We start from the raw sequence: 16,669 nt of genomic DNA on the forward strand, positions 1-16,669 counted from the left end.
AGGCAACCGCCCAGATGCGGTCCGCGATTTCAGCGCTCGGTCAGCTTGAGTTCGATACGGCGGTTCTGCTGCCGTGCCTCCGGTGAGTCACCTTCTGCAATCGGCTGATATTCTCCAAAGCCGGCAGCGACCAGACGGTTTGCCGGCACGCCCTTGGAGATCAGGAACTTCACAACCGAAGTGGCACGGGCCGAGGAGAGTTCCCAATTGTCGCGGTAGCGGCCGGAGCCAGAGAGCTGGACATTATCCGTATGGCCATCGACGCGCAGGACCCAGTTGATCTCCGCCGGGATTTCCTTTGCGAGATCAAGCAGCGCGGTTGCGAGCTTCGCCATTTCCGCTTGCCCTTCCGGATTGAGTTCATTGCCGCCGGAAGGGAAGAGCACTTCGGATTGGAAGACAAATCGGTCGCCGACGATGCGGATGTTTTCACGATCGGACAGAATTTCGCGCAACCGCCCGAAGAAGTCGGATCGATAGCGGTTCAGTTCCTGCACCCGCTGCGCCAGCGCGACATTGAGGCGGCGGCCGAGATCGGCGATCTTGACCTGAGAAGAGGCATCCTTGGCTTCCGAAGCCTGCAGCGCGGCTTCGACCGAGGCAATCTGCGCCCTCAGCGCCGCAATCTGCTGGTTGAGCAACTCGATCTGCGCGGAGGCGCGGGAATTGGCCTGCCGCTGCTCGTCCAGTTCACCGGTGAGACTGCCGATACGGGCGTTGGCGCTGGCATTGTTGCCCGAGCCGGCGTCGAGCAGTGCCTGCAGCCGCGACCGTTCATTCTCAGACGCGGCAAGAGTGGATTGCAGGCTCGCCAAGGCGTCCTCCACATCCTGCTTGTTGCCCTTTTCCATGGCCAGAAGTTCGGTCAATTCGGCAATCTGGCTGTTGAGACGCGTCAGCACCTCGTCCTTGCCGGTAATCTCACGCGACAGCACGAATTGCGCGAGCACGAAGACCGTCAGCAAAAACATGATGGCCATCAGCAGCGTCGACAGCGCATCGACGAAGCCCGGCCAATAATCCACACCCCTGTCGCGGCGGCGGTTGCGCGCAAGCGCCATGGCTATTCGCTCCCGTTATCGTGCCGGGTGCGTCCGGAAGACTTCGTATCGCTGTCAATCCGCGCCGAAAGCCGGTCGAGCGTGCGGCGGAGCGATTTGGATTCCTCCTGTTGCGCCTCGATCCAGTCGCGCAACATCTGCTGTTCGCTGCGCATGTTCTTGACCAGACCCTGAATGCCTTCGGCAAGACTGGTCATGGCCGCGAGCGAACGCTCGGTGCTCACCACGGCCCCTGCGTCGCCCCGGGACTCCCTTGGGGCGTCCGTCGTATCCGTCACCGAGGAAAGCCAGTTTTCAAGCTGGGTGTAGAAACGGTTCTGGGCGCGGCCGGCCTGAAGATCGAGAAAACCGAGAATAAGCGAACCGGAAAGACCGAGCAGTGACGAGGAAAAGGCCGTTCCCATACCCGCCAGCGGCGCGGTGAGACCGGCCTTGAGCGAACCGAGAATATCATTGCTGTCACCGGCGCTTGGGTCGAGAGACTGGATGACGTTGCTGATGGCGCCAATGGTGCCGATAAGACCCCAGAAGGTGCCGAGCAGGCCGAGAAATACCAGCAAGCCGACGAGATAACGCGAAGTATCACGCGTCTCGTCGAGGCGCGTTGCGATGGAATCGAGGATCGTGCGTTGCGTAACGGCAGAAAGGCGGACTTCACCACGCTTGCCGATCAGCGTGCTCATCGGCGCAAGCAGTTTGGGCGCGCGACCGACCTTTTCGACGCTGCCGGCGGCACGAAAGGCGTTGAACCAGCGGACTTCCGAACGCAGGCTCATCGTCTGCGTAAACACCAGAATGATGCCGATGGCGAGCACGCCGAGAATGAAGCCGTTGAGCCCCGGATTGGTCATGAAGGCGGTGTGCGCCTGCCGATAGAGAATCGCTGCCAGAAAGCCGACGAGGATCAGAAACAGAACCATAGTCCAGAGAAACGGTGTGGGGCTGGACAGCTTGTGGCTGTATTCCCGTGTGGTCACCGGTTTCTCGACGCCAAGATCGAGCAGCTCCGAATCCGCCATAACGTTCGCATTCCCTTTGGTCAGCTATCCAGCGGAAGCTATTTGAAAATTGCGACGATTTGAAGCGAAAAGCCGGTCTTTCGTCACAGGCTTTTCACGAAAGAAGGGATGGAGCCGGGTGAGGGAAAACAAAAATGCCCGGCGAACATTCGCCGGGCATCGAAAACTTGTAAAAAACGGCAGGTTTTCTGCTGAAAACCAATCAGCGGCCCGGAATAGGGCGGTTGGCCACCTCAACGAGCGCCTTGTGGATATATTCGTTGCCCGCAGCAACGGAACTGCTGCCGAAGATATCCGTGCCGCCCTTGATGTCGGAGGCGAAACCACCGGCTTCCCGAATCAGCACGAGGCCGGCCGCCATGTCCCACGGCGAAAGATCGGCTTCCCAGTAACCGTCGAGACGGCCAGCGGCAACGTAGGCGAGATCGAGCGACGCCGCACCCATGCGACGGATGCCTGCAGCCTCCCCCATGACGTGACGAAGCTCGACCAGGAACTTGCCGTGGTTGCCGCGGCCGAGATGCGGCACGCCGCAGCCGATGACGCAATCCGTCAGCGCCTTGCGCGCGGCAACGCGGATGCGGCGATCGTTGAGGAACGCGCCGCCGCCACGCTCGGCGGTGTAGAGTTCGTCGGTGGCAGGATTGAAGATCACACCGGCGACGACTTCGCCGTTACGCTCCAGTGCGATGGAAACCGCAAAATGCGGAATGCCGTGCAGGAAGTTGGTCGTGCCATCGAGCGGATCGACGATCCAGCGATGTGCACCATCGGTTCCCTTTTCCTCGCCGCCTTCTTCACCCAGAAAATCATAGGTAGGGCGCGCCTTCATCAGCTCCTCGCGCACGATCTTCTCGGCCTTCAGATCCGCCTGCGAAACGAAGTCGCTCGGTCCCTTGACCGAGACCTGCAGGTTCTGCACTTCACCGAAGTCACGCGACAAAGACTTACCCGCCTTGATGGCGGCCTGAACCATGACATTGAGAAGGGCTGAACGGGCCATCGATGTTTTTTCCTGGAAAGCTTGCGAACCGCCCGGAAGCTCACCGGGCAGGCACGTCATTATTTTCTTGAATTGAAAGTTTGCGGTTCAAGACCACAAAACGCGCGGAAATTCAAGGTAAAAAGCCCATGGGTCAACCGCGGCCAGGGAACGCAACCCTTCCATCAGGTCGGACGGAAACGATTTGCGGCCTCGATCGCCTTCTTCTGCTGCTCGTCATTGATGCCGAGATAGAAGTCCTCGAGAGACGGATCCTTCAATCCTGCGCGGCGGGAAAGCACGTACCATTTGGCTGCCTCAACCGGATCAGGCCGGGTACCGAGTGCCTGAATATAGAGATGCGCAACCTTGTTCTGCGCCACGACATTACCGCGCTGTGCTGCGCCATAGAGCCAGCGGAAGCCTTCGTCGAGATTACGCTCGCCACCAAATCCGTTGACCAGCCAGATACCGAGATCGACCTGTGCAGTGTCATAGCCGGCCTTTGCGGCGCGCATCAACCAGTCGCGAGCCTTTGCCTTTTTCTCGGCAGGCACATCCTTCACGGACCAGTAAATTTGCGATACCGCATATTGCGCATCGGCAATGCCCTGTTCGGCGGATTTTTCATAGAAGGGCAAAGCCATCAGCAGACCCTTGGCGCCCGGATTTTCCGAAACCAATATCTGGCCCCAGTTGAACTGGGCAGAGGCGTTGCCGGCTTCCGCTGCACGACGCATGAAATCATCGGCCTTCGCCTTGTCACGCGTAACGAATTTTCCTTCCATCAGGATAAGGGCAAATTTGAACATGGCGACGGGATCGCCGCCCTGTGCGGCCTGCTGATACCAGAACGCGGCTGTTTTCTCGTCACGTGCAATGCCAAGTCCGCGCGACATCATTTCCGCCACCAGCGTCTGGGCGGGTGCGTCACCGTTCTGCGCGCGGTTCAGCGCCTTATCAAGCGCCTGCACATATTCGCCGCGCTGGAAATGGCCATAGGCCTCATCCACCCGGCCCTTGAATTCCTTCTCAGGCGGCAGTGCCGGCAGATCCGCACCCATGCGCTGATAGACGTTCACGCCGGCTGAGGGCTGCAAGTCCTTCTGCTCTTCAGATTGCACCCTGCCCTGACGGGTCGGCTGAGCCTCATTTTCCAGCTGTCGGGAAAGCGCATTGTTTTCACTCTGCGGCCCGGATTGAGCAAGAGCGACGCCCGCCGGCGCGGCGAAAGCAAACGCCAGCAGTGAAACAGAGAGGCAGAAATGAAGCGAGCGCATGATCATCGCCTGTATCAACCGTCAAACCGTGGCGCTTTTTCGTCAAGCAAAGCGTTGATTTCAGAAACGGCCTGGGCGGCGCCACCGACATTATCGAAAACGCCGCTGCGCATAGCCACGAACTCCACGCCCGTCTCCGCCACGGCAACCACGGACGAGAGGTCCGTGCCGCCCATGACGATGGCGGGGATTTCGATCATCGACGCCCACCACTCACCGAGCGCCAGGTTCTTGGGATGCGCCTCGGGCTTGATGTCGCCTTCGAGCTTCCCGAAAAACACGTAATCCGGATTGGCCTCGCCCTGCTCCAGCGCCTTGTGGCGGTCATCGGCATTTCCGCCGCCGACGATCAGTTTCGGGGTGGATTTTTCCACAGCCTCCGAAAGCGCCTCGGCGTTACCGACCACATGCAGCCCGTCTGCCTTCACCCGGCCGGCAACACGGCTGTCACCGGCAATGAGCGCTGCGGCACCCGACGCCTGCACGAGGGGTACGATCAGTTCGGCGCGTTTCTGGAAAGCGGCGTCATCCAGACCATATTGCGGAATGATGACCGAAGCGACATCGCCTCCCCGCAGCGCGGCTTCCACATCTGCCGCCTGCTTTTGCGCATCGTCCGATTGCGGGACGATCAGGACAAGGCGGCAACGGTCTTCAACAATGCTCATCGTTTCGTCCATTTCAAGCAGACGACGCTTCCGACGCGATCTGCACTCGTTTTCATATGACAAATCCGATAAACCGGACCGGCGAAAGGATCAACCATACATCCATGCTGACCGATTTTCATTTTTATCTCGTCGCCATTCCCGCAGTGGTTCTCGTCGGCCTTTCCAAAGGGGGACTGGGCGGCGCGCTGGCGCTGATGGGCGTGCCACTGATGGCGCTTGCCGTATCGCCCGTGCAGGCGGCGGCGATATTCCTGCCGATCCTGATCGTCATGGATATTGTCGCGCTCTTCGCCTGGCGGCACTACAACCATCGCCAGACGCTCCTTGTCATGCTGCCGGGGGCTATCGCCGGCATTGCGCTCGGCTGGGCAACTTCGAGCATGATCTCCGCAGATGCCATGCGTCTCGTCGTCGCCTCGGTCACGATCCTGTTCGTGTTGCGTTACTTTTATGAGAGTTTCAAAAGCCGCAACGGTCAGGAAATTCCGGCAAAACCGCAAAGGCCGGCCGCGGCCACGCTCTGGTCCAGCCTGTCCGGTTATGCGAGTTTCGTGGCCCATGCGGGTGGACCGCCCTTCCAGATCTACGTTCTGCCGCTGAAACTCGACCCGAAGACCTATACCGGCATGAGCGTGCGCTTCTTCGCGATCATGAATGCGATCAAGCTCATACCCTATTTCGCACTTGGCGCGCTCGACGCCACCAACCTCAAGACATCGGCAAGTCTGCTGCCTGTCGCGATGCTGGCGACGCTGGCCGGTGCAAGAGTGGTGAAATACCTTAAACCATCCGTGTTTTACCCGCTGATGTATGCCATGGCGCTGATTGCGGCACTGAAACTGCTGTGGGACGGACTGCCGTTCTAATACGGCAATAAAAAAGCTCTGGCAGCAGGTTTTCGCCGCCAGAGCTCGAAAGGGTCAGACCGCCGACCCCTCATTCATCGAGGGCCAGCGATCTGCCATAAATCAATGTCTTGTGGAGGCTTTGAGCCTCTGGAGTTCATCCTTCAGGCGCAGTTTACGACGTTTAAGGTCCGCGATCTCTCTATCGTCAGACGACGGGGAAGCAAGAATACTTTCGAGCTCCTCCTCCAGAGCACCGTGTTTCTTTTCGAGCGATGCAATATGAGCCTGAATGGTCATGCGGCACGTCCTTCCTTTTTGAACCTACCTCCAGCTCTCCATCGCTGGAGTTTCAGGTTTGCGACGACAATGTGACACGGATCGATCGGCTTGTCGAAGGCGAAATGAAGGCAATAAGTGGGCAATTTGGTCGCAAGGGATAACTTCCCGTTACCGCGATTTGATGATAGAGGCTCGTGAACGATCACATACGCGCCGGAGGCTATCCGGCTGGCATAAAATGGGGATGACAAGATGCCCGATCAGGACCAGGCGGACATCAGGCTCACGCTGGCGCGGCTGCGCCAGGAGCATGAGGATTATGACGCGGCGATCAATGCGATGATCCAGACCAGCTGCGACGCGCTGCGGATACAACGCATGAAAAAGAAGAAGCTGGCCGTCAAGGACAAGATGACGCAGCTGGAAGATCAGGTCATTCCCGATATCATCGCCTGAGCCCGGAGACATTACGTGACAGCAGAAACGCCCCCCGTCGCCATCATCATGGGCAGCCAGTCCGACTGGGAGACCATGAAGAACGCCGCCGACACGCTGGATGCGCTCGACATCGAATACGAAGCCCGCATCATTTCCGCCCATCGCACCCCCGACCGGCTTTACGATTTCGCCAACGGCGCGAAAGACGAAGGCTTCAAGGTCATTATTGCGGGCGCCGGCGGCGCTGCCCATCTGCCGGGCATGACAGCTGCCATGACGCCGCTTCCGGTCTTCGGCGTTCCGGTCCAATCGAAGACCATGTCCGGTCAGGACAGCCTCTATTCCATCGTGCAGATGCCCGCCGGCATCCCTGTCGGCACGCTCGCGATCGGCAAGGCCGGCGCGATCAATGCGGCCCTTCTCGCGGCCGCGGTGCTGGCGCTTGGCGATGAAGACCTTGCCGATCGTTTGGACGCCTGGCGTGCGCGCCAGTCGGCGGCTGTCGCGGAATACCCCATGGACAGCGCCCAGTGACGACAAACGACATGGCAAAAACAACCAACCTCACCATCGGCATCATCGGTGGCGGGCAACTCGGCCGCATGCTGGCGATGGCCGCGGCGCGTCTCAACCACCGTACCATCGTGCTGGAGCCGCAGGCGGATTGTCCCGCGGCACAGGCCTGCAACGACCAGATCGTGGCAGCATATGATGACGAAAAAGCACTTGCGCAACTCGCAAGCCGCTGTGATGTCGTGACCTACGAGTTCGAGAACGTGCCCGTCGCCGCGGCAGAAAAACTCAGCGCCTCGGTTCCCGTTTATCCGCCGGCACAGGCGCTCAGCGCCTCACAGGATCGCTTGACGGAAAAACGCTTCCTCAACGATTGCGGCATTCCAACCGCCGATTTCCACGCCGTGGATAGCCAGGAAGAGCTGGAAGCCGCGCTGGCCGCCTTTGGCGGCAAAGGTGTGCTGAAAACCCGTCGCATGGGTTATGACGGCAAGGGCCAGCGCCTCTTCCGGGGTGGCGAAGACCTCGCGGGCGCGTTTGCAGCGCTTGGCGGCGTGCCCCTGATTCTTGAAAGCTTCATCGCCTTCGAACGCGAAATTTCGATCATCGCCGCCCGTTTCCGGGACGGGACCGTAACCTGTTACGATCCGGCCGAGAACGTTCATCTGAACGGCATCCTGCACACATCTACCGTGCCGGCCGCACTTTCGGATGCCGCAAGGGGTATTGCCGTGCAATCGGCGGAAAAGCTCCTGGCCGCCCTGGAGTACGTCGGCGTTATCGGCATTGAGTTTTTCGTCCTGCCGGATGGATCGCTGGTCGCCAATGAAATGGCGCCCCGCGTGCACAATACTGGCCATTGGACGGAGGCGGCCTGTGTGATCTCGCAATTCGAACAGCATATCCGCGCCGTATCGGGCCTTAACCCCGGCAACACGGATCGCCATTCCGACTGCATCATGACCAATCTGATCGGCGACGACATCAACGATGTACCGGCATGGCTGTCGAAGAAAGATTGTCTCGTCCACCTCTACGGCAAGACGGAAGCACGGCCGGGCCGCAAGATGGGCCACGTGACGCAGCTTCTGCACACAGGAAAAGCCTAGTCTTTTAAGGCAAAGACGCGGGCAAGTGTTGACAGGCAGGGCTCAAACAGGTATCTGCCTGCCAACCGAAAAGAGCGCGCCCCGTTGCGCGCTTTTGATTGTTTGAATAGCACGGCACAAACCGTGCAAAACTGCGGACCAGTAAAATGAAGATCAAGAATTCGCTTAAAGCGCTTAAGGCCCGTCATCGCGATAACCGCCTGGTTCGCCGCAAGGGCCGCGTCTACATCATCAACAAGCAGAACCCGCGCTTCAAGGCTCGTCAGGGCTGATTGACTGCGACTGCGTTTCGCGATCAGATCGCGGATCACTTTGTTGACAGACCAGAAGTTTGCATTTGATATTGGGCGCAGTCGGGTTAAGCTTTAACCCATGCGCCCAAATCGTTTTTGCACCGCTCTCATTATTGCTCAGGGCTTAATGGTCTCAAGCCTCGCGTTTGCGGGAACGGCTGCTGTTGCCCAAGCGGCAGACGGAAAGCCAGCTGTTACTGTCGAATCGGCGCCATCACCCGCCAAGACAATCGACACGCTTTTCGCTTCGCTGAAAAAGGAACGGAATGCGGTCAAGGCGCGCAGCATCGCCAACCAGATCGCCTCCGAATGGAATGATTCCGGCAGCGCAACGATCAATCTCCTGATGCAATGGGCGGGTGAAGCTGCCGACGAAAAGCGCAACGCCGCCGCTTACGATTTTCTCGACCAGGTTGTTTTGCTCGATCCCGACTATGTCCAGGCGCCCTATCGCCGCGCCATGGTCCATTTCGCCGATGGCGACGCTCGCAAGGCAATGGCGGATATCAACCTGACACTGGAAAAAGAGCCGCGCTATTTCCCGGCCATCGCAAGCCTGGCCAACATCCTCGAAGCCTCCGGCCGCGACGAGCTGGCGCTGAAAGCCTGGGAGCGTTATCTGGCGCTTTATCCTGCAGACAAGGACGCCCGCAAGGAAGCCATCGACCTTTCAGAAAAGCTGGCTGGCACGCGCGGCTGATGTCGAGGGCAGTTTAAACAAAAATCGCCGCAGAAGCGGCGATTTTTCATTGAGGCATTTTCAGCCGATCATTCCATGCCGAGCGCGGCCATATAAGTCTGAAGAATCGTTTCTTCCTCGATGCGCTCGTTGGCATCCTTCTTGCGCAGGCGGATGATGGTGCGGATCGCCTTGGTATCGTACCCACGCCCCTTCGCTTCGCCCATGACATCCTTGATATCACCCTGAATAGCAGCCTTTTCTTCTTCGAGGCGCTCGACGCGCTCGATGAACTGACGCAGTTCGGCGGCGGCGACGGTTTCGGTGGTGCTGGTTTCGTCCATCATATCATCCTTCATTGGCGGCCCGCATGTGGGCCTTGTTCATTCAAACTGGCAAGGCGTTCGCCGGTCGCTGCCAGCAGGCAGCAAAATTCAGGCCTGTGAACTGCCCACTGAAAGGCGTCCCGTCAAGTCGATTCCGTCGGTGAAGACTTATTCCTTGGGCCGGTTCTGCTCGAAAGCGGCTTTCTGGTCGCCACTCGCTTCGCCCTGGTATTTCTCTTTCCAGTCCTCATAGGGCATGCCGTAGACGATTTCCCGGGATTTTTCCTTGCTGAGCGGAACACCCGCTTCCTCGGCCGCTTCACGGTACCAGTTGGAAAGGCAGTTGCGGCAGAAGCCCGCGAGATTCATCAGGTCGATGTTCTGCACATCGTGGCGTTCACGAAGATGTTTGACGAGACGCCGGAATGCGGCCGCCTCAAACTCGATCTGCCCGTTGTCGTTCTCATTTGTCATGGCGAAACTCCAGGCTCAATAGGGGCCGGTGCGGGAAGCGAACTGCTGATATTCATGCAGAACCGGATCGTCATTCATTGCGGCAAAAATGGGAGCGAGCCGGTCTGACCATTCGGCGATCCCCTCCTCGTTGCCGATCAGATCCTGCCTGACCTCCAGAAGTGCGTGCGGTATACCCTTCGCCATACAATGACGATACATGGTATCGCCCTTGAGTGCTCCGTCATAGGGTTCGTTGTCGCCGACGAGAATGTCGCCGGTAGCGCGCAGATGCGCCAGCAGCGGATCGACCGCGCGATGATCCGTATCCCACAGAACCGCCGCATGCCATGGCCTCGGCGTTTCCTTCCAGAACGGTGTATAGGAATGCAGTGACAGGACGAGCGGCGCTTCTTCCGAGGCCTCGGCCACACGGGTCAGCACGCTGTCCACGGCATTGTGATAAGGCCGGTGAAAAGTCTCGATCCGCCTTTGCCATTCCTGGTCGGAAATGGGATGGTTTCCGGGGATGATCGCTCCGTCCGAGATTTTCATGATGAGAGTTGGATCATCCTCACCACGATTCGGATCGATCAGCAGCCGCGAGAAACGCCCGAGCACCGCCGGCACGCCAAGGCGCGCAGCCAGCGAGCGCGTTAGCTCCTCTATACCGATATCAAATGCGATGTGGCGATGAAAAGCGGTTTGCGGAAGACCAAGATTGCCGTAGTGTGCCGGCAGAAGGTTCATGGCGTGGTCTGCCAGCAGAACCATGCCTTTGTCATAATCGCCTTCTATGATTTCATAGGGTATGAAGTCGTTCATCGATGATTTTTCTGGGGCAGCATTGAGGAGAGAAGCTTGATGGCATGGCTTGAGGCCGGGCGCAAGTTACGGCGGAAGAACAGCCATCTACCTTATCGCACTCACGATCCCACGAACAATATAATCGATTAAACTCGCGTTGACTTTCTTGGGCGGCCACGCCAAGAAGTGTGTTCATTATAACCATGGAATCCGGATGGAAGCCGTGACTCAGTCATCTCTCGCTCGTCCCCGCCACATCAGGCACCTCGCCCGTCTTTTTTCCATAGCGGCATTGTTTCTGACCCCTTTCATGATCGCGGCGCCCGCGTATGCGGATTTTCGCGTCTGCAACAGCACGCAGAATCTCGTGGGGGTCGCAATTGGCTATCGGGCACAGGAGGGCTGGGTCAGCGAAGGTTGGTGGCAGGTCCCCGCCTCGACCTGCGCGACGCTGATCGAAGGTGAACTGCAGTCACGTTATTATTATCTCTATGCCGAGGATGCCGCTCATGGCGGCCGCTGGACCGGTGACGTCAACATGTGCGTGGCGGAAAACGAGTTCAAGATCACCGGTGTGGATGATTGTTATGCCCGCAGCTTCCAGAGAATGGGTTTCAAGGAATATGACACGGGCAGACAGGGCAGCTGGATGGTCCAGCTTTCCGATACGCCAGGCACACAGGGAAATCAAAACTGATGAAGCGTAACCGCAAAGTCAAAATTCTTGCAACTCTCGGCCCTGCCTCCTCCGATGAGGCCATGATCGAAAAGCTGCATCTCGCCGGCGCGGATCTTTTCCGGATCAACATGAGCCATGCGAGCCACGACCTGATGCGGACGCTCATTCAGCGCATCCGTTCGGTCGAGAGCCGCAACGGCCGCCCCATCGGCATTCTGGCCGACCTGCAGGGTCCCAAGCTGCGCGTCGGAAAATTTGCGGAAGGCAAGGTCGAGCTCGTACCTGGCCAGACCTTCACCCTTGATAACAACGACGCACCTGGCGACAACACCCGCGTTTTCCTGCCGCACCCCGAAATTCTCGAGGCGGTCAAACCGGGCCATCGCCTGCTGATCGATGACGGCAAGCTGCATCTGCGCGCTGAAAAGAGCGACGGCAAGAGCATCGTCACCACGGTCATTTCCGGCACGCGCATTTCCGACCGCAAGGGTATCAGCCTGCCCGACACTCTGCTCGGCGTCGGCGTTCTCACCGACAAGGACCGCGTCGACCTCGATGCCGTGCTGGAAACCAACGAGGTAGACTGGGTCGCGCTTTCCTTCGTCCAGCGTCCTGAGGACCTGGCTGAAGTGCGCAAGATCGCACGCGGCCGCGTCGGCCTTATGTCCAAGATTGAAAAGCCGCAGGCGGTCGAGCGCATCGAAGAAATCATCGAGCTTTCTGACGCCCTGATGGTTGCCCGTGGCGACCTTGGCGTCGAAATGCCGCTGGAAGCCGTTCCCGGCATTCAGAAGCAGCTGACCCGCGCCTGCCGCCGCGCAGGCAAGCCGGTCGTGGTTGCCACGCAGATGCTCGAATCGATGATAACAGCGCCTGTACCGACCCGCGCTGAAGTGTCCGACGTCGCCACCGCCGTCTTCGAAGGCGCTGACGCGATCATGCTCTCTGCCGAGTCTGCCTCTGGCGATTATCCGGTCGAAGCCGTTTCCACCATGGCCTCCATCGCAAGCACCGTGGAACAGGATCCGCATTATTCCAACATCATCTACGCGCAGCGCGCCCAGCCGGAACCGACAGGCGCCGATGCGATTTCACTGGCCGCCCGCCAGATTGCCGAAACCCTGAAGCTTGCGGCGATCGTCACCTACACATCGTCGGGCACGACAGGTCTGCGCGCGTCGCGTGAGCGGCCGCAGGTTCCGATCATCGCCCTCTCGCCGATCATCCAGACCGCACGCCGACTGTCGGTTGTCTGGGGTCTGCACTGCGTCGTCACCGGCGACGCCAGCGATCTGGACGACATGGTGAACCGCGCTTGTCGCATCGTCGTTTCCGAAGGCTTCGGCAAACCGGGTGACCGTATCATCATCTCCGCCGGCGTTCCGCTCGGCACACCCGGCGCGACCAACATGGTGCGTATTGCCTATATTGGCTCGGACGGCCAGAGCGGCGTCTGACGGACAGATATCAGGAACAAAAAAACCCGCCGTCACCGGCGGGTTTTTTATTGGCCTCTCGGGCCGCATTGGCAATGAAGGCTCAGTGCATCTTGACCGGCGTGCTGAAGCGGCTCGATTCGATGGCGACCGCGCCCGGCTTGAAGCTTGCCGACGTCGCGGAAGCCGACATATCGTGGCTCAGCATGCGGTTGGCGACAACCCGCGGCGCCTTGACCGAGCGCCCGGTCGTGCCCTTGTTCTGATTGAGCGCCCAATCCGAAATCAGGTCCTGTGTCAGACGCCCGCCGCCGACCATAGCCTGGTGGGAAACCGCAGCATCCTGCTTGCTCGGGCGTGCACCCTTGGTCGGCAGGCCGGCAGTGAGACCACTATTGATGGCAGGTTTCAGATCAAAAGCGTCACCGAAGCCGGGCTGTGGTTCTGCCTTGGCCGTTTCAGCAGGTGCGACCGTGACCTTGTGATTGACGGCGGCCGGGAAAGGAGCGGCTGTCGGCGTGACGGCTGACTGAACCTGCGACCGGGCAGCCTGACCGCTCTGTTCCAGAGCTGCGACCACTGTTGGTGAAAGTGTATCCTGCTGCGTCTCGGCGAAGTCGTCTTCACCCTCCGGATCGGCATTCGCGGCCGCCAGCAGGGCTTCCGCAACAGCCGGACGGTTGGCGGGGACCGGGACAGAGGCCAGTTCGCCCGTTGCTGCGGGCGTTGCGCCTTCAGCGGAAGCGGTGAGAACAGAACCCTCGGCATCCCCCTTCATGCCACGCGGCCCGAGAAGCGTCGGCACCGGAACTGAAACCTCGGCGAGATCGGCAAATTGCTGACGCTCGGCAGGCGCGGATGTGGGCGTCGGTGTGGTCGCAGCCTGCAGCGCATCCTGGGCTGCGTTACGCGCCGGCGAATAAAGCGCGGTCGCAAGGCCGGTATTGGCAGGCGGCTGGTTGCCGAATGCGGGACGGGCCGTGGGCAACGGGGCATCGGTCACACCCGGAAGTGCCTGGGCCGAAGCAACGGCGATTGTCGGTTCGGGCTCAGGAGCCGCCTGCTGCGGAGCTGCCGGGCGAGCAACCGCCGGACGTTCGGCGGGCTCGGGCGCTGCGATGCTATCGGGATCTTCATCCTCGTCACCGCCGCCAAACAGGGCCTGCAACAGTGTCTTGCGCTTGCCGCCGCCCGAAGAGGCCGGACCGGCACCGGCACTGGAAGCAACCTGAATGGAAGAGGAACTGACGCGCTTCTTGTAATCGGCAAGCGCCTGCTCATAACCGGGAAGCGGCTTACCATCGGAAGGAAGATGCAGCGTATTGCCATTCGGGAAGATGCGGACGAGTTCCTGGCGGCTCATGCGCGGCCAGGCACGAACGCCGCCGACATCCATATGCACGAAAGGAGATCCCGATGTCGGATAGAAACCGACGCCGCCGATCTGCATCTGCATGCCGATCTCGCGAAGACGGGAAAGTTTCACGCCGGGGATATAAAAGTCCATGGCCTTGCCCAGCATGTGCTGGCTCTTTTCTGCGACACCCTTGGTGCGCGTGCGCAGAAGACCATTGGTTTCAGGCGAGCGGAAAGCCGACACGACGTTGATATAATCAGTGGCACCGCTGCGGCGATAGACTTCCCAGACGAGATCGAAAAGGCGCGGGTCCATGCGTGTCGGCTGGTTGCGACGCCAGTCGCGCAGGAATCGGTTCAGCTCCTGCAGACCCTTCTGGTCATATTTTCCATTGCGCTTGAAGGTGATGACCGCCTTCTCGCGTGTGTGGATATAATACAGCTTGAGACTGCGCGTTTCGGCGGCGGCTTCCGTCGCCGAAACACCAACGAAAGGCATTGCGGCGAGCATCAGGCAGGCAAAGGTGACAGCGCGTGCCGACAGCTTCGTGCATATATCCTTGATCAAGCCGCGCGCCATCTTGCCTGAAAGCGCGTTATTCCGATGCAGATATGGCAATTCGATCCCCGCCTGGAAGACAATTTCTGTCACATTGCCTCAAATGAACGTCAAATACGGTGACACGATGGCAAAATTGCCACACACATACAACCTTCCTCTATATAGTGAATCAGCCACTAACAAGAGGTTTATAGACGGTAAGCGGATATCCTTGCTCAGAAGTTAACGAATTTTGCGATCTGCCCTCGAATAAGTGCCTTGCGCGATCATGCGACGTCTCGAAGCGGATCATCGGGATCGATGCCGTAATCCTTCAGCTTGCGATAAAGTGTCGAGCGGCCGATGCCGAGCTTTCTGGCGACCTGACTCATCTGCCCGCGATAGAAACGCAGGGCGAAACGAATAAGCTCCTCTTCGATCTCCGCCAGCTTGCGGATGTTGCCTGTCTCATCCGTGCTGGAGATCAGGCTTCCTCCCCTGTAAATGGTGGTGGAAACATCCGCCGGTTCATCCGTGACGACATGGTTTTCGACGGCTGGTGCCGGTGGCGAATAGGCTGCGAGCTTCAGTGACGATCCGGATGGCGAGCGGATGACATCCTCCGCGTCATCGCCTGTCGAGAATTCCGGCAGTTGCAGCGCGATCTGCGGAAAATCGGCATCCGACAGTTCCCCGCCCTGCGACAGCACGACGGCGCGGAAGACGGCATTTTCAAGCTGGCGAATATTGCCGGGCCAGTCATAAGCGGTCAGCAGCGCCAGCGCGCTGGCATCCAGGCCGACGGGATTGGGCAGCTTTTGCTCCGCGGAAAAACGTTCGGCAAACACCCGTGCGAGGTGGGGGATATCTTCCTTCCGGCGACGCAAGGCGGGAATGGTAATCGGAAAGACGTTGAGGCGATAATAAAGATCCTCGCGGAAGCGGCCTTCCTTGACCTCCTCGATGAGATTCTTGTTGGTGGCCGAGATCAGCCGCACATTTACTTTCTGCACCCGAGCGGAACCGACGGTTTCTATTTCGCCTTGCTGGACGGCGCGCAGCAGCTTGACCTGCACGTCCAGCGGCAGATCGCCGATCTCGTCCAGGAACAGCGTGCCACCATCCGCTTCCATGAATTTGCCGACGTGCTTTTCCGTCGCGCCGGTGAAGGCGCCCTTCTCGTGACCGAAGAGAATGCTTTCCACGAGATTATGGGGAATAGCGCCGCAATTGACTGTAATAAAGGGCTTGTTCGCCCGGTCGCCGGCGGACTGGATGGCCCGGGCGACCATTTCCTTGCCCACGCCCGACTCACCCTCAAGCACCACGGGAATGCTGGACTGGGCGGCGCGCTGCGCCAGTTCGATCACCCTCAGCATTGCGGGGCTTGCGGAAACGATATCGGTAAAATTCACTGCATTGCTCCGTCCGCGCCTGCCCGTGCGGGCCTTTGCCTCTCTTCTGTCGAGCTTGAGCGCATTGGAGATGGCGGCGCCGATCCTTTCCGGTGAGACCGGCTTGACGACGAAATCGAAGGCGCCGGCGCGCATTGCCTGCACCACCGTGTCGATGCCGCCCTGCCCCGTCTGGACGATGACCGGAACGTCGACGCCCAGTTCACCGACGGCTTTCAGAAAGCCGAGACCATCCATCTCCGGCATCATGAGATCGAGGACGACGACATTTATTTCACCGCTATATTGCTTGAGGAGCTCCAGGCCGGCCTTGCCGTTCTCGGCAAGCAGGGCCAGGTGCCCATAACGTTCCACCGCATTTTTGAGCAGGCGGCGCTGGACGGGATCGTCGTCTATCACAAGAACATGCGCGGTCATTTTTAGCTCCGGTTTCCGGTTTATGGACCTGCGTCATGCGGTCCCTTGTGCCGCACTCTGGCACGGG

18 protein-coding genes and 2 pseudogenes are annotated in these 16,669 nt (G+C 59.4%); 8 read left to right on the forward strand and 12 right to left on the reverse strand.

Annotation, left to right across the window (positions count from 1 at the left end):
• Positions 1-29: 29 nt before the first annotated feature.
• From ACZ47E_RS22645 to ACZ47E_RS22665, 5 genes are all read right to left on the reverse strand, one after another.
• Positions 30-1,061 (reverse strand): peptidoglycan -binding protein, encoded by a 1,032-nt coding sequence (locus tag ACZ47E_RS22645; protein ID WP_004445789.1) that lies wholly within the window; start codon positions 1,059-1,061, stop codon positions 30-32.
• Positions 1,062-1,063: 2 nt separating this feature from the next.
• Positions 1,064-2,080 carry a hypothetical protein gene (locus tag ACZ47E_RS22650; protein ID WP_004445790.1) on the reverse strand — a complete coding sequence of 339 codons (1,017 nt, stop codon included), beginning with the start codon at positions 2,078-2,080 and terminating at the stop codon, positions 1,064-1,066.
• 202 nt (positions 2,081-2,282) lie between these two features.
• Complete coding sequence (locus ACZ47E_RS22655; RefSeq protein WP_004445792.1) at positions 2,283-3,083, reverse strand: inositol monophosphatase family protein; 801 nt, start codon at positions 3,081-3,083, stop codon at positions 2,283-2,285.
• A gap of 164 nt (positions 3,084-3,247) precedes the next feature.
• A complete protein-coding gene (locus ACZ47E_RS22660) occupies positions 3,248-4,348 on the reverse strand; it encodes a tetratricopeptide repeat protein (protein ID WP_022563054.1) in 1,101 nt (366 codons plus the stop codon).
• 8 nt (positions 4,349-4,356) lie between these two features.
• Positions 4,357-5,010, reverse strand: a complete 654-nt coding sequence (locus ACZ47E_RS22665) for a thiamine phosphate synthase (RefSeq protein WP_022563055.1) — start codon at positions 5,008-5,010, stop codon at positions 4,357-4,359.
• A 104-nt stretch (positions 5,011-5,114) separates the two neighbouring features.
• On the opposite strand from ACZ47E_RS22665, the gene ACZ47E_RS22670 reads away from it, so the two are divergent.
• Complete coding sequence (locus tag ACZ47E_RS22670; RefSeq protein WP_004445798.1) at positions 5,115-5,879, forward strand: sulfite exporter TauE/SafE family protein; 765 nt, start codon at positions 5,115-5,117, stop codon at positions 5,877-5,879.
• Positions 5,880-5,981: 102 nt separating this feature from the next.
• Here ACZ47E_RS22670 and ACZ47E_RS22675 read toward each other — a convergent pair whose 3' ends face one another.
• The gene (locus ACZ47E_RS22675) at positions 5,982-6,158 is read right to left on the reverse strand and encodes a YdcH family protein (protein ID WP_003506164.1); all 177 of its coding nucleotides are present in this window, start codon (positions 6,156-6,158) and stop codon (positions 5,982-5,984) included.
• A gap of 234 nt (positions 6,159-6,392) precedes the next feature.
• Between ACZ47E_RS22675 and ACZ47E_RS22680 the strand changes: the two genes are divergently transcribed.
• From ACZ47E_RS22680 to ACZ47E_RS22700, 5 genes are all read left to right on the forward strand, one after another.
• Positions 6,393-6,596, forward strand: coding sequence for a YdcH family protein (locus ACZ47E_RS22680; RefSeq protein ID WP_003497661.1), 204 nt, complete (start codon positions 6,393-6,395; stop codon positions 6,594-6,596).
• A 48-nt stretch (positions 6,597-6,644) separates the two neighbouring features.
• Positions 6,645-7,112 carry a 5-(carboxyamino)imidazole ribonucleotide mutase gene (gene purE, locus ACZ47E_RS22685; protein ID WP_034497641.1) on the forward strand — a complete coding sequence of 156 codons (468 nt, stop codon included), beginning with the start codon at positions 6,645-6,647 and terminating at the stop codon, positions 7,110-7,112.
• Between the two features lie 11 nt (positions 7,113-7,123).
• Positions 7,124-8,200 carry a 5-(carboxyamino)imidazole ribonucleotide synthase gene (locus ACZ47E_RS22690; RefSeq protein WP_022563057.1) on the forward strand — a complete coding sequence of 359 codons (1,077 nt, stop codon included), beginning with the start codon at positions 7,124-7,126 and terminating at the stop codon, positions 8,198-8,200.
• A gap of 146 nt (positions 8,201-8,346) precedes the next feature.
• Positions 8,347-8,472 (forward strand): type B 50S ribosomal protein L36, encoded by a 126-nt coding sequence (ykgO, locus tag ACZ47E_RS22695; RefSeq protein WP_003497670.1) that lies wholly within the window; start codon positions 8,347-8,349, stop codon positions 8,470-8,472.
• A 100-nt stretch (positions 8,473-8,572) separates the two neighbouring features.
• Positions 8,573-9,193 (forward strand): hypothetical protein, encoded by a 621-nt coding sequence (locus tag ACZ47E_RS22700; RefSeq protein WP_048902900.1) that lies wholly within the window; start codon positions 8,573-8,575, stop codon positions 9,191-9,193.
• A gap of 68 nt (positions 9,194-9,261) precedes the next feature.
• Here the strand turns inward: ACZ47E_RS22700 and ACZ47E_RS22705 are convergent, their stop codons facing one another.
• From ACZ47E_RS22705 to ACZ47E_RS22715, 3 genes are all read right to left on the reverse strand, one after another.
• Positions 9,262-9,519, reverse strand: a complete 258-nt coding sequence (locus ACZ47E_RS22705) for a DUF2312 domain-containing protein (RefSeq protein WP_006314683.1) — start codon at positions 9,517-9,519, stop codon at positions 9,262-9,264.
• Between the two features lie 147 nt (positions 9,520-9,666).
• Positions 9,667-9,972 carry a DUF1244 domain-containing protein gene (locus ACZ47E_RS22710; protein WP_006697181.1) on the reverse strand — a complete coding sequence of 102 codons (306 nt, stop codon included), beginning with the start codon at positions 9,970-9,972 and terminating at the stop codon, positions 9,667-9,669.
• Positions 9,973-9,987: 15 nt separating this feature from the next.
• Positions 9,988-10,776, reverse strand: coding sequence for an N-formylglutamate amidohydrolase (locus ACZ47E_RS22715; protein ID WP_022563059.1), 789 nt, complete (start codon positions 10,774-10,776; stop codon positions 9,988-9,990).
• A 292-nt stretch (positions 10,777-11,068) separates the two neighbouring features.
• Here ACZ47E_RS22715 and ACZ47E_RS22720 point away from each other — a divergent pair, with 292 nt between their 5' ends.
• A complete protein-coding gene (locus ACZ47E_RS22720) occupies positions 11,069-11,455 on the forward strand; it encodes a DUF1036 domain-containing protein (RefSeq protein WP_318252556.1) in 387 nt (128 codons plus the stop codon).
• Complete coding sequence (pyk, locus tag ACZ47E_RS22725) at positions 11,455-12,894, forward strand: pyruvate kinase (protein ID WP_004445813.1); 1,440 nt, start codon at positions 11,455-11,457, stop codon at positions 12,892-12,894. Before ACZ47E_RS22720 ends, pyk begins: the two co-directional genes overlap by 1 nt.
• An 82-nt stretch (positions 12,895-12,976) precedes the next feature.
• Here pyk and ACZ47E_RS22730 read toward each other — a convergent pair whose 3' ends face one another.
• The 3 genes and pseudogenes from ACZ47E_RS22730 to ACZ47E_RS22740 all read right to left on the reverse strand — a co-directional run.
• Positions 12,977-14,881: a peptidoglycan L,D-endopeptidase MepK gene (locus tag ACZ47E_RS22730; RefSeq protein WP_022563060.1), complete on the reverse strand. Its 1,905-nt coding sequence runs from the start codon at positions 14,879-14,881 to the stop codon at positions 12,977-12,979.
• Between the two features lie 176 nt (positions 14,882-15,057).
• Positions 15,058-15,228: pseudogene (locus ACZ47E_RS22735) on the reverse strand (helix-turn-helix domain-containing protein); the annotation flags it as partial.
• Between the two features lie 183 nt (positions 15,229-15,411).
• Positions 15,412-16,602 (reverse strand): annotated as a pseudogene (locus tag ACZ47E_RS22740) (sigma-54-dependent transcriptional regulator); the annotation flags it as partial.
• Positions 16,603-16,669: the final 67 nt, after the last annotated feature.

It is taken from the genome of Agrobacterium sp. 5Ca39 (genome assembly GCF_055382365.1).

Bases quoted from the DNA above. Each gene is read 5' to 3' on its own strand.
- ACZ47E_RS22660 (WP_022563054.1), bottom strand. From the start codon at position 4,348: ATGATCATGCGCTCGCTTCATTTCTGCCTCTCTGTTTCACTGCTGGCG.
- ACZ47E_RS22720 (WP_318252556.1), top strand. From the start codon at position 11,069: ATGATCGCGGCGCCCGCGTATGCGGATTTTCGCGTCTGCAACAGCACG.
- ACZ47E_RS22650 (WP_004445790.1), bottom strand. From the start codon at position 2,080: ATGGCGGATTCGGAGCTGCTCGATCTTGGCGTCGAGAAACCGGTGACC.
- ACZ47E_RS22710 (WP_006697181.1), bottom strand. From the start codon at position 9,972: ATGACAAATGAGAACGACAACGGGCAGATCGAGTTTGAGGCGGCCGCA.
- ACZ47E_RS22690 (WP_022563057.1), top strand. From the start codon at position 7,124: ATGGCAAAAACAACCAACCTCACCATCGGCATCATCGGTGGCGGGCAA.
- pyk (WP_004445813.1), top strand. From the start codon at position 11,455: ATGAAGCGTAACCGCAAAGTCAAAATTCTTGCAACTCTCGGCCCTGCC.
- ACZ47E_RS22715 (WP_022563059.1), bottom strand. From the start codon at position 10,776: ATGAACGACTTCATACCCTATGAAATCATAGAAGGCGATTATGACAAA.
- purE (WP_034497641.1), top strand. From the start codon at position 6,645: ATGGGCAGCCAGTCCGACTGGGAGACCATGAAGAACGCCGCCGACACG.
- ACZ47E_RS22670 (WP_004445798.1), top strand. From the start codon at position 5,115: ATGCTGACCGATTTTCATTTTTATCTCGTCGCCATTCCCGCAGTGGTT.
- ACZ47E_RS22665 (WP_022563055.1), bottom strand. From the start codon at position 5,010: ATGAGCATTGTTGAAGACCGTTGCCGCCTTGTCCTGATCGTCCCGCAA.
- ykgO (WP_003497670.1), top strand. From the start codon at position 8,347: ATGAAGATCAAGAATTCGCTTAAAGCGCTTAAGGCCCGTCATCGCGAT.
- ACZ47E_RS22675 (WP_003506164.1), bottom strand. From the start codon at position 6,158: ATGACCATTCAGGCTCATATTGCATCGCTCGAAAAGAAACACGGTGCT.
- ACZ47E_RS22680 (WP_003497661.1), top strand. From the start codon at position 6,393: ATGCCCGATCAGGACCAGGCGGACATCAGGCTCACGCTGGCGCGGCTG.
- ACZ47E_RS22705 (WP_006314683.1), bottom strand. From the start codon at position 9,519: ATGATGGACGAAACCAGCACCACCGAAACCGTCGCCGCCGCCGAACTG.
- ACZ47E_RS22700 (WP_048902900.1), top strand. From the start codon at position 8,573: ATGCGCCCAAATCGTTTTTGCACCGCTCTCATTATTGCTCAGGGCTTA.
- ACZ47E_RS22645 (WP_004445789.1), bottom strand. From the start codon at position 1,061: ATGGCGCTTGCGCGCAACCGCCGCCGCGACAGGGGTGTGGATTATTGG.
- ACZ47E_RS22655 (WP_004445792.1), bottom strand. From the start codon at position 3,083: ATGGCCCGTTCAGCCCTTCTCAATGTCATGGTTCAGGCCGCCATCAAG.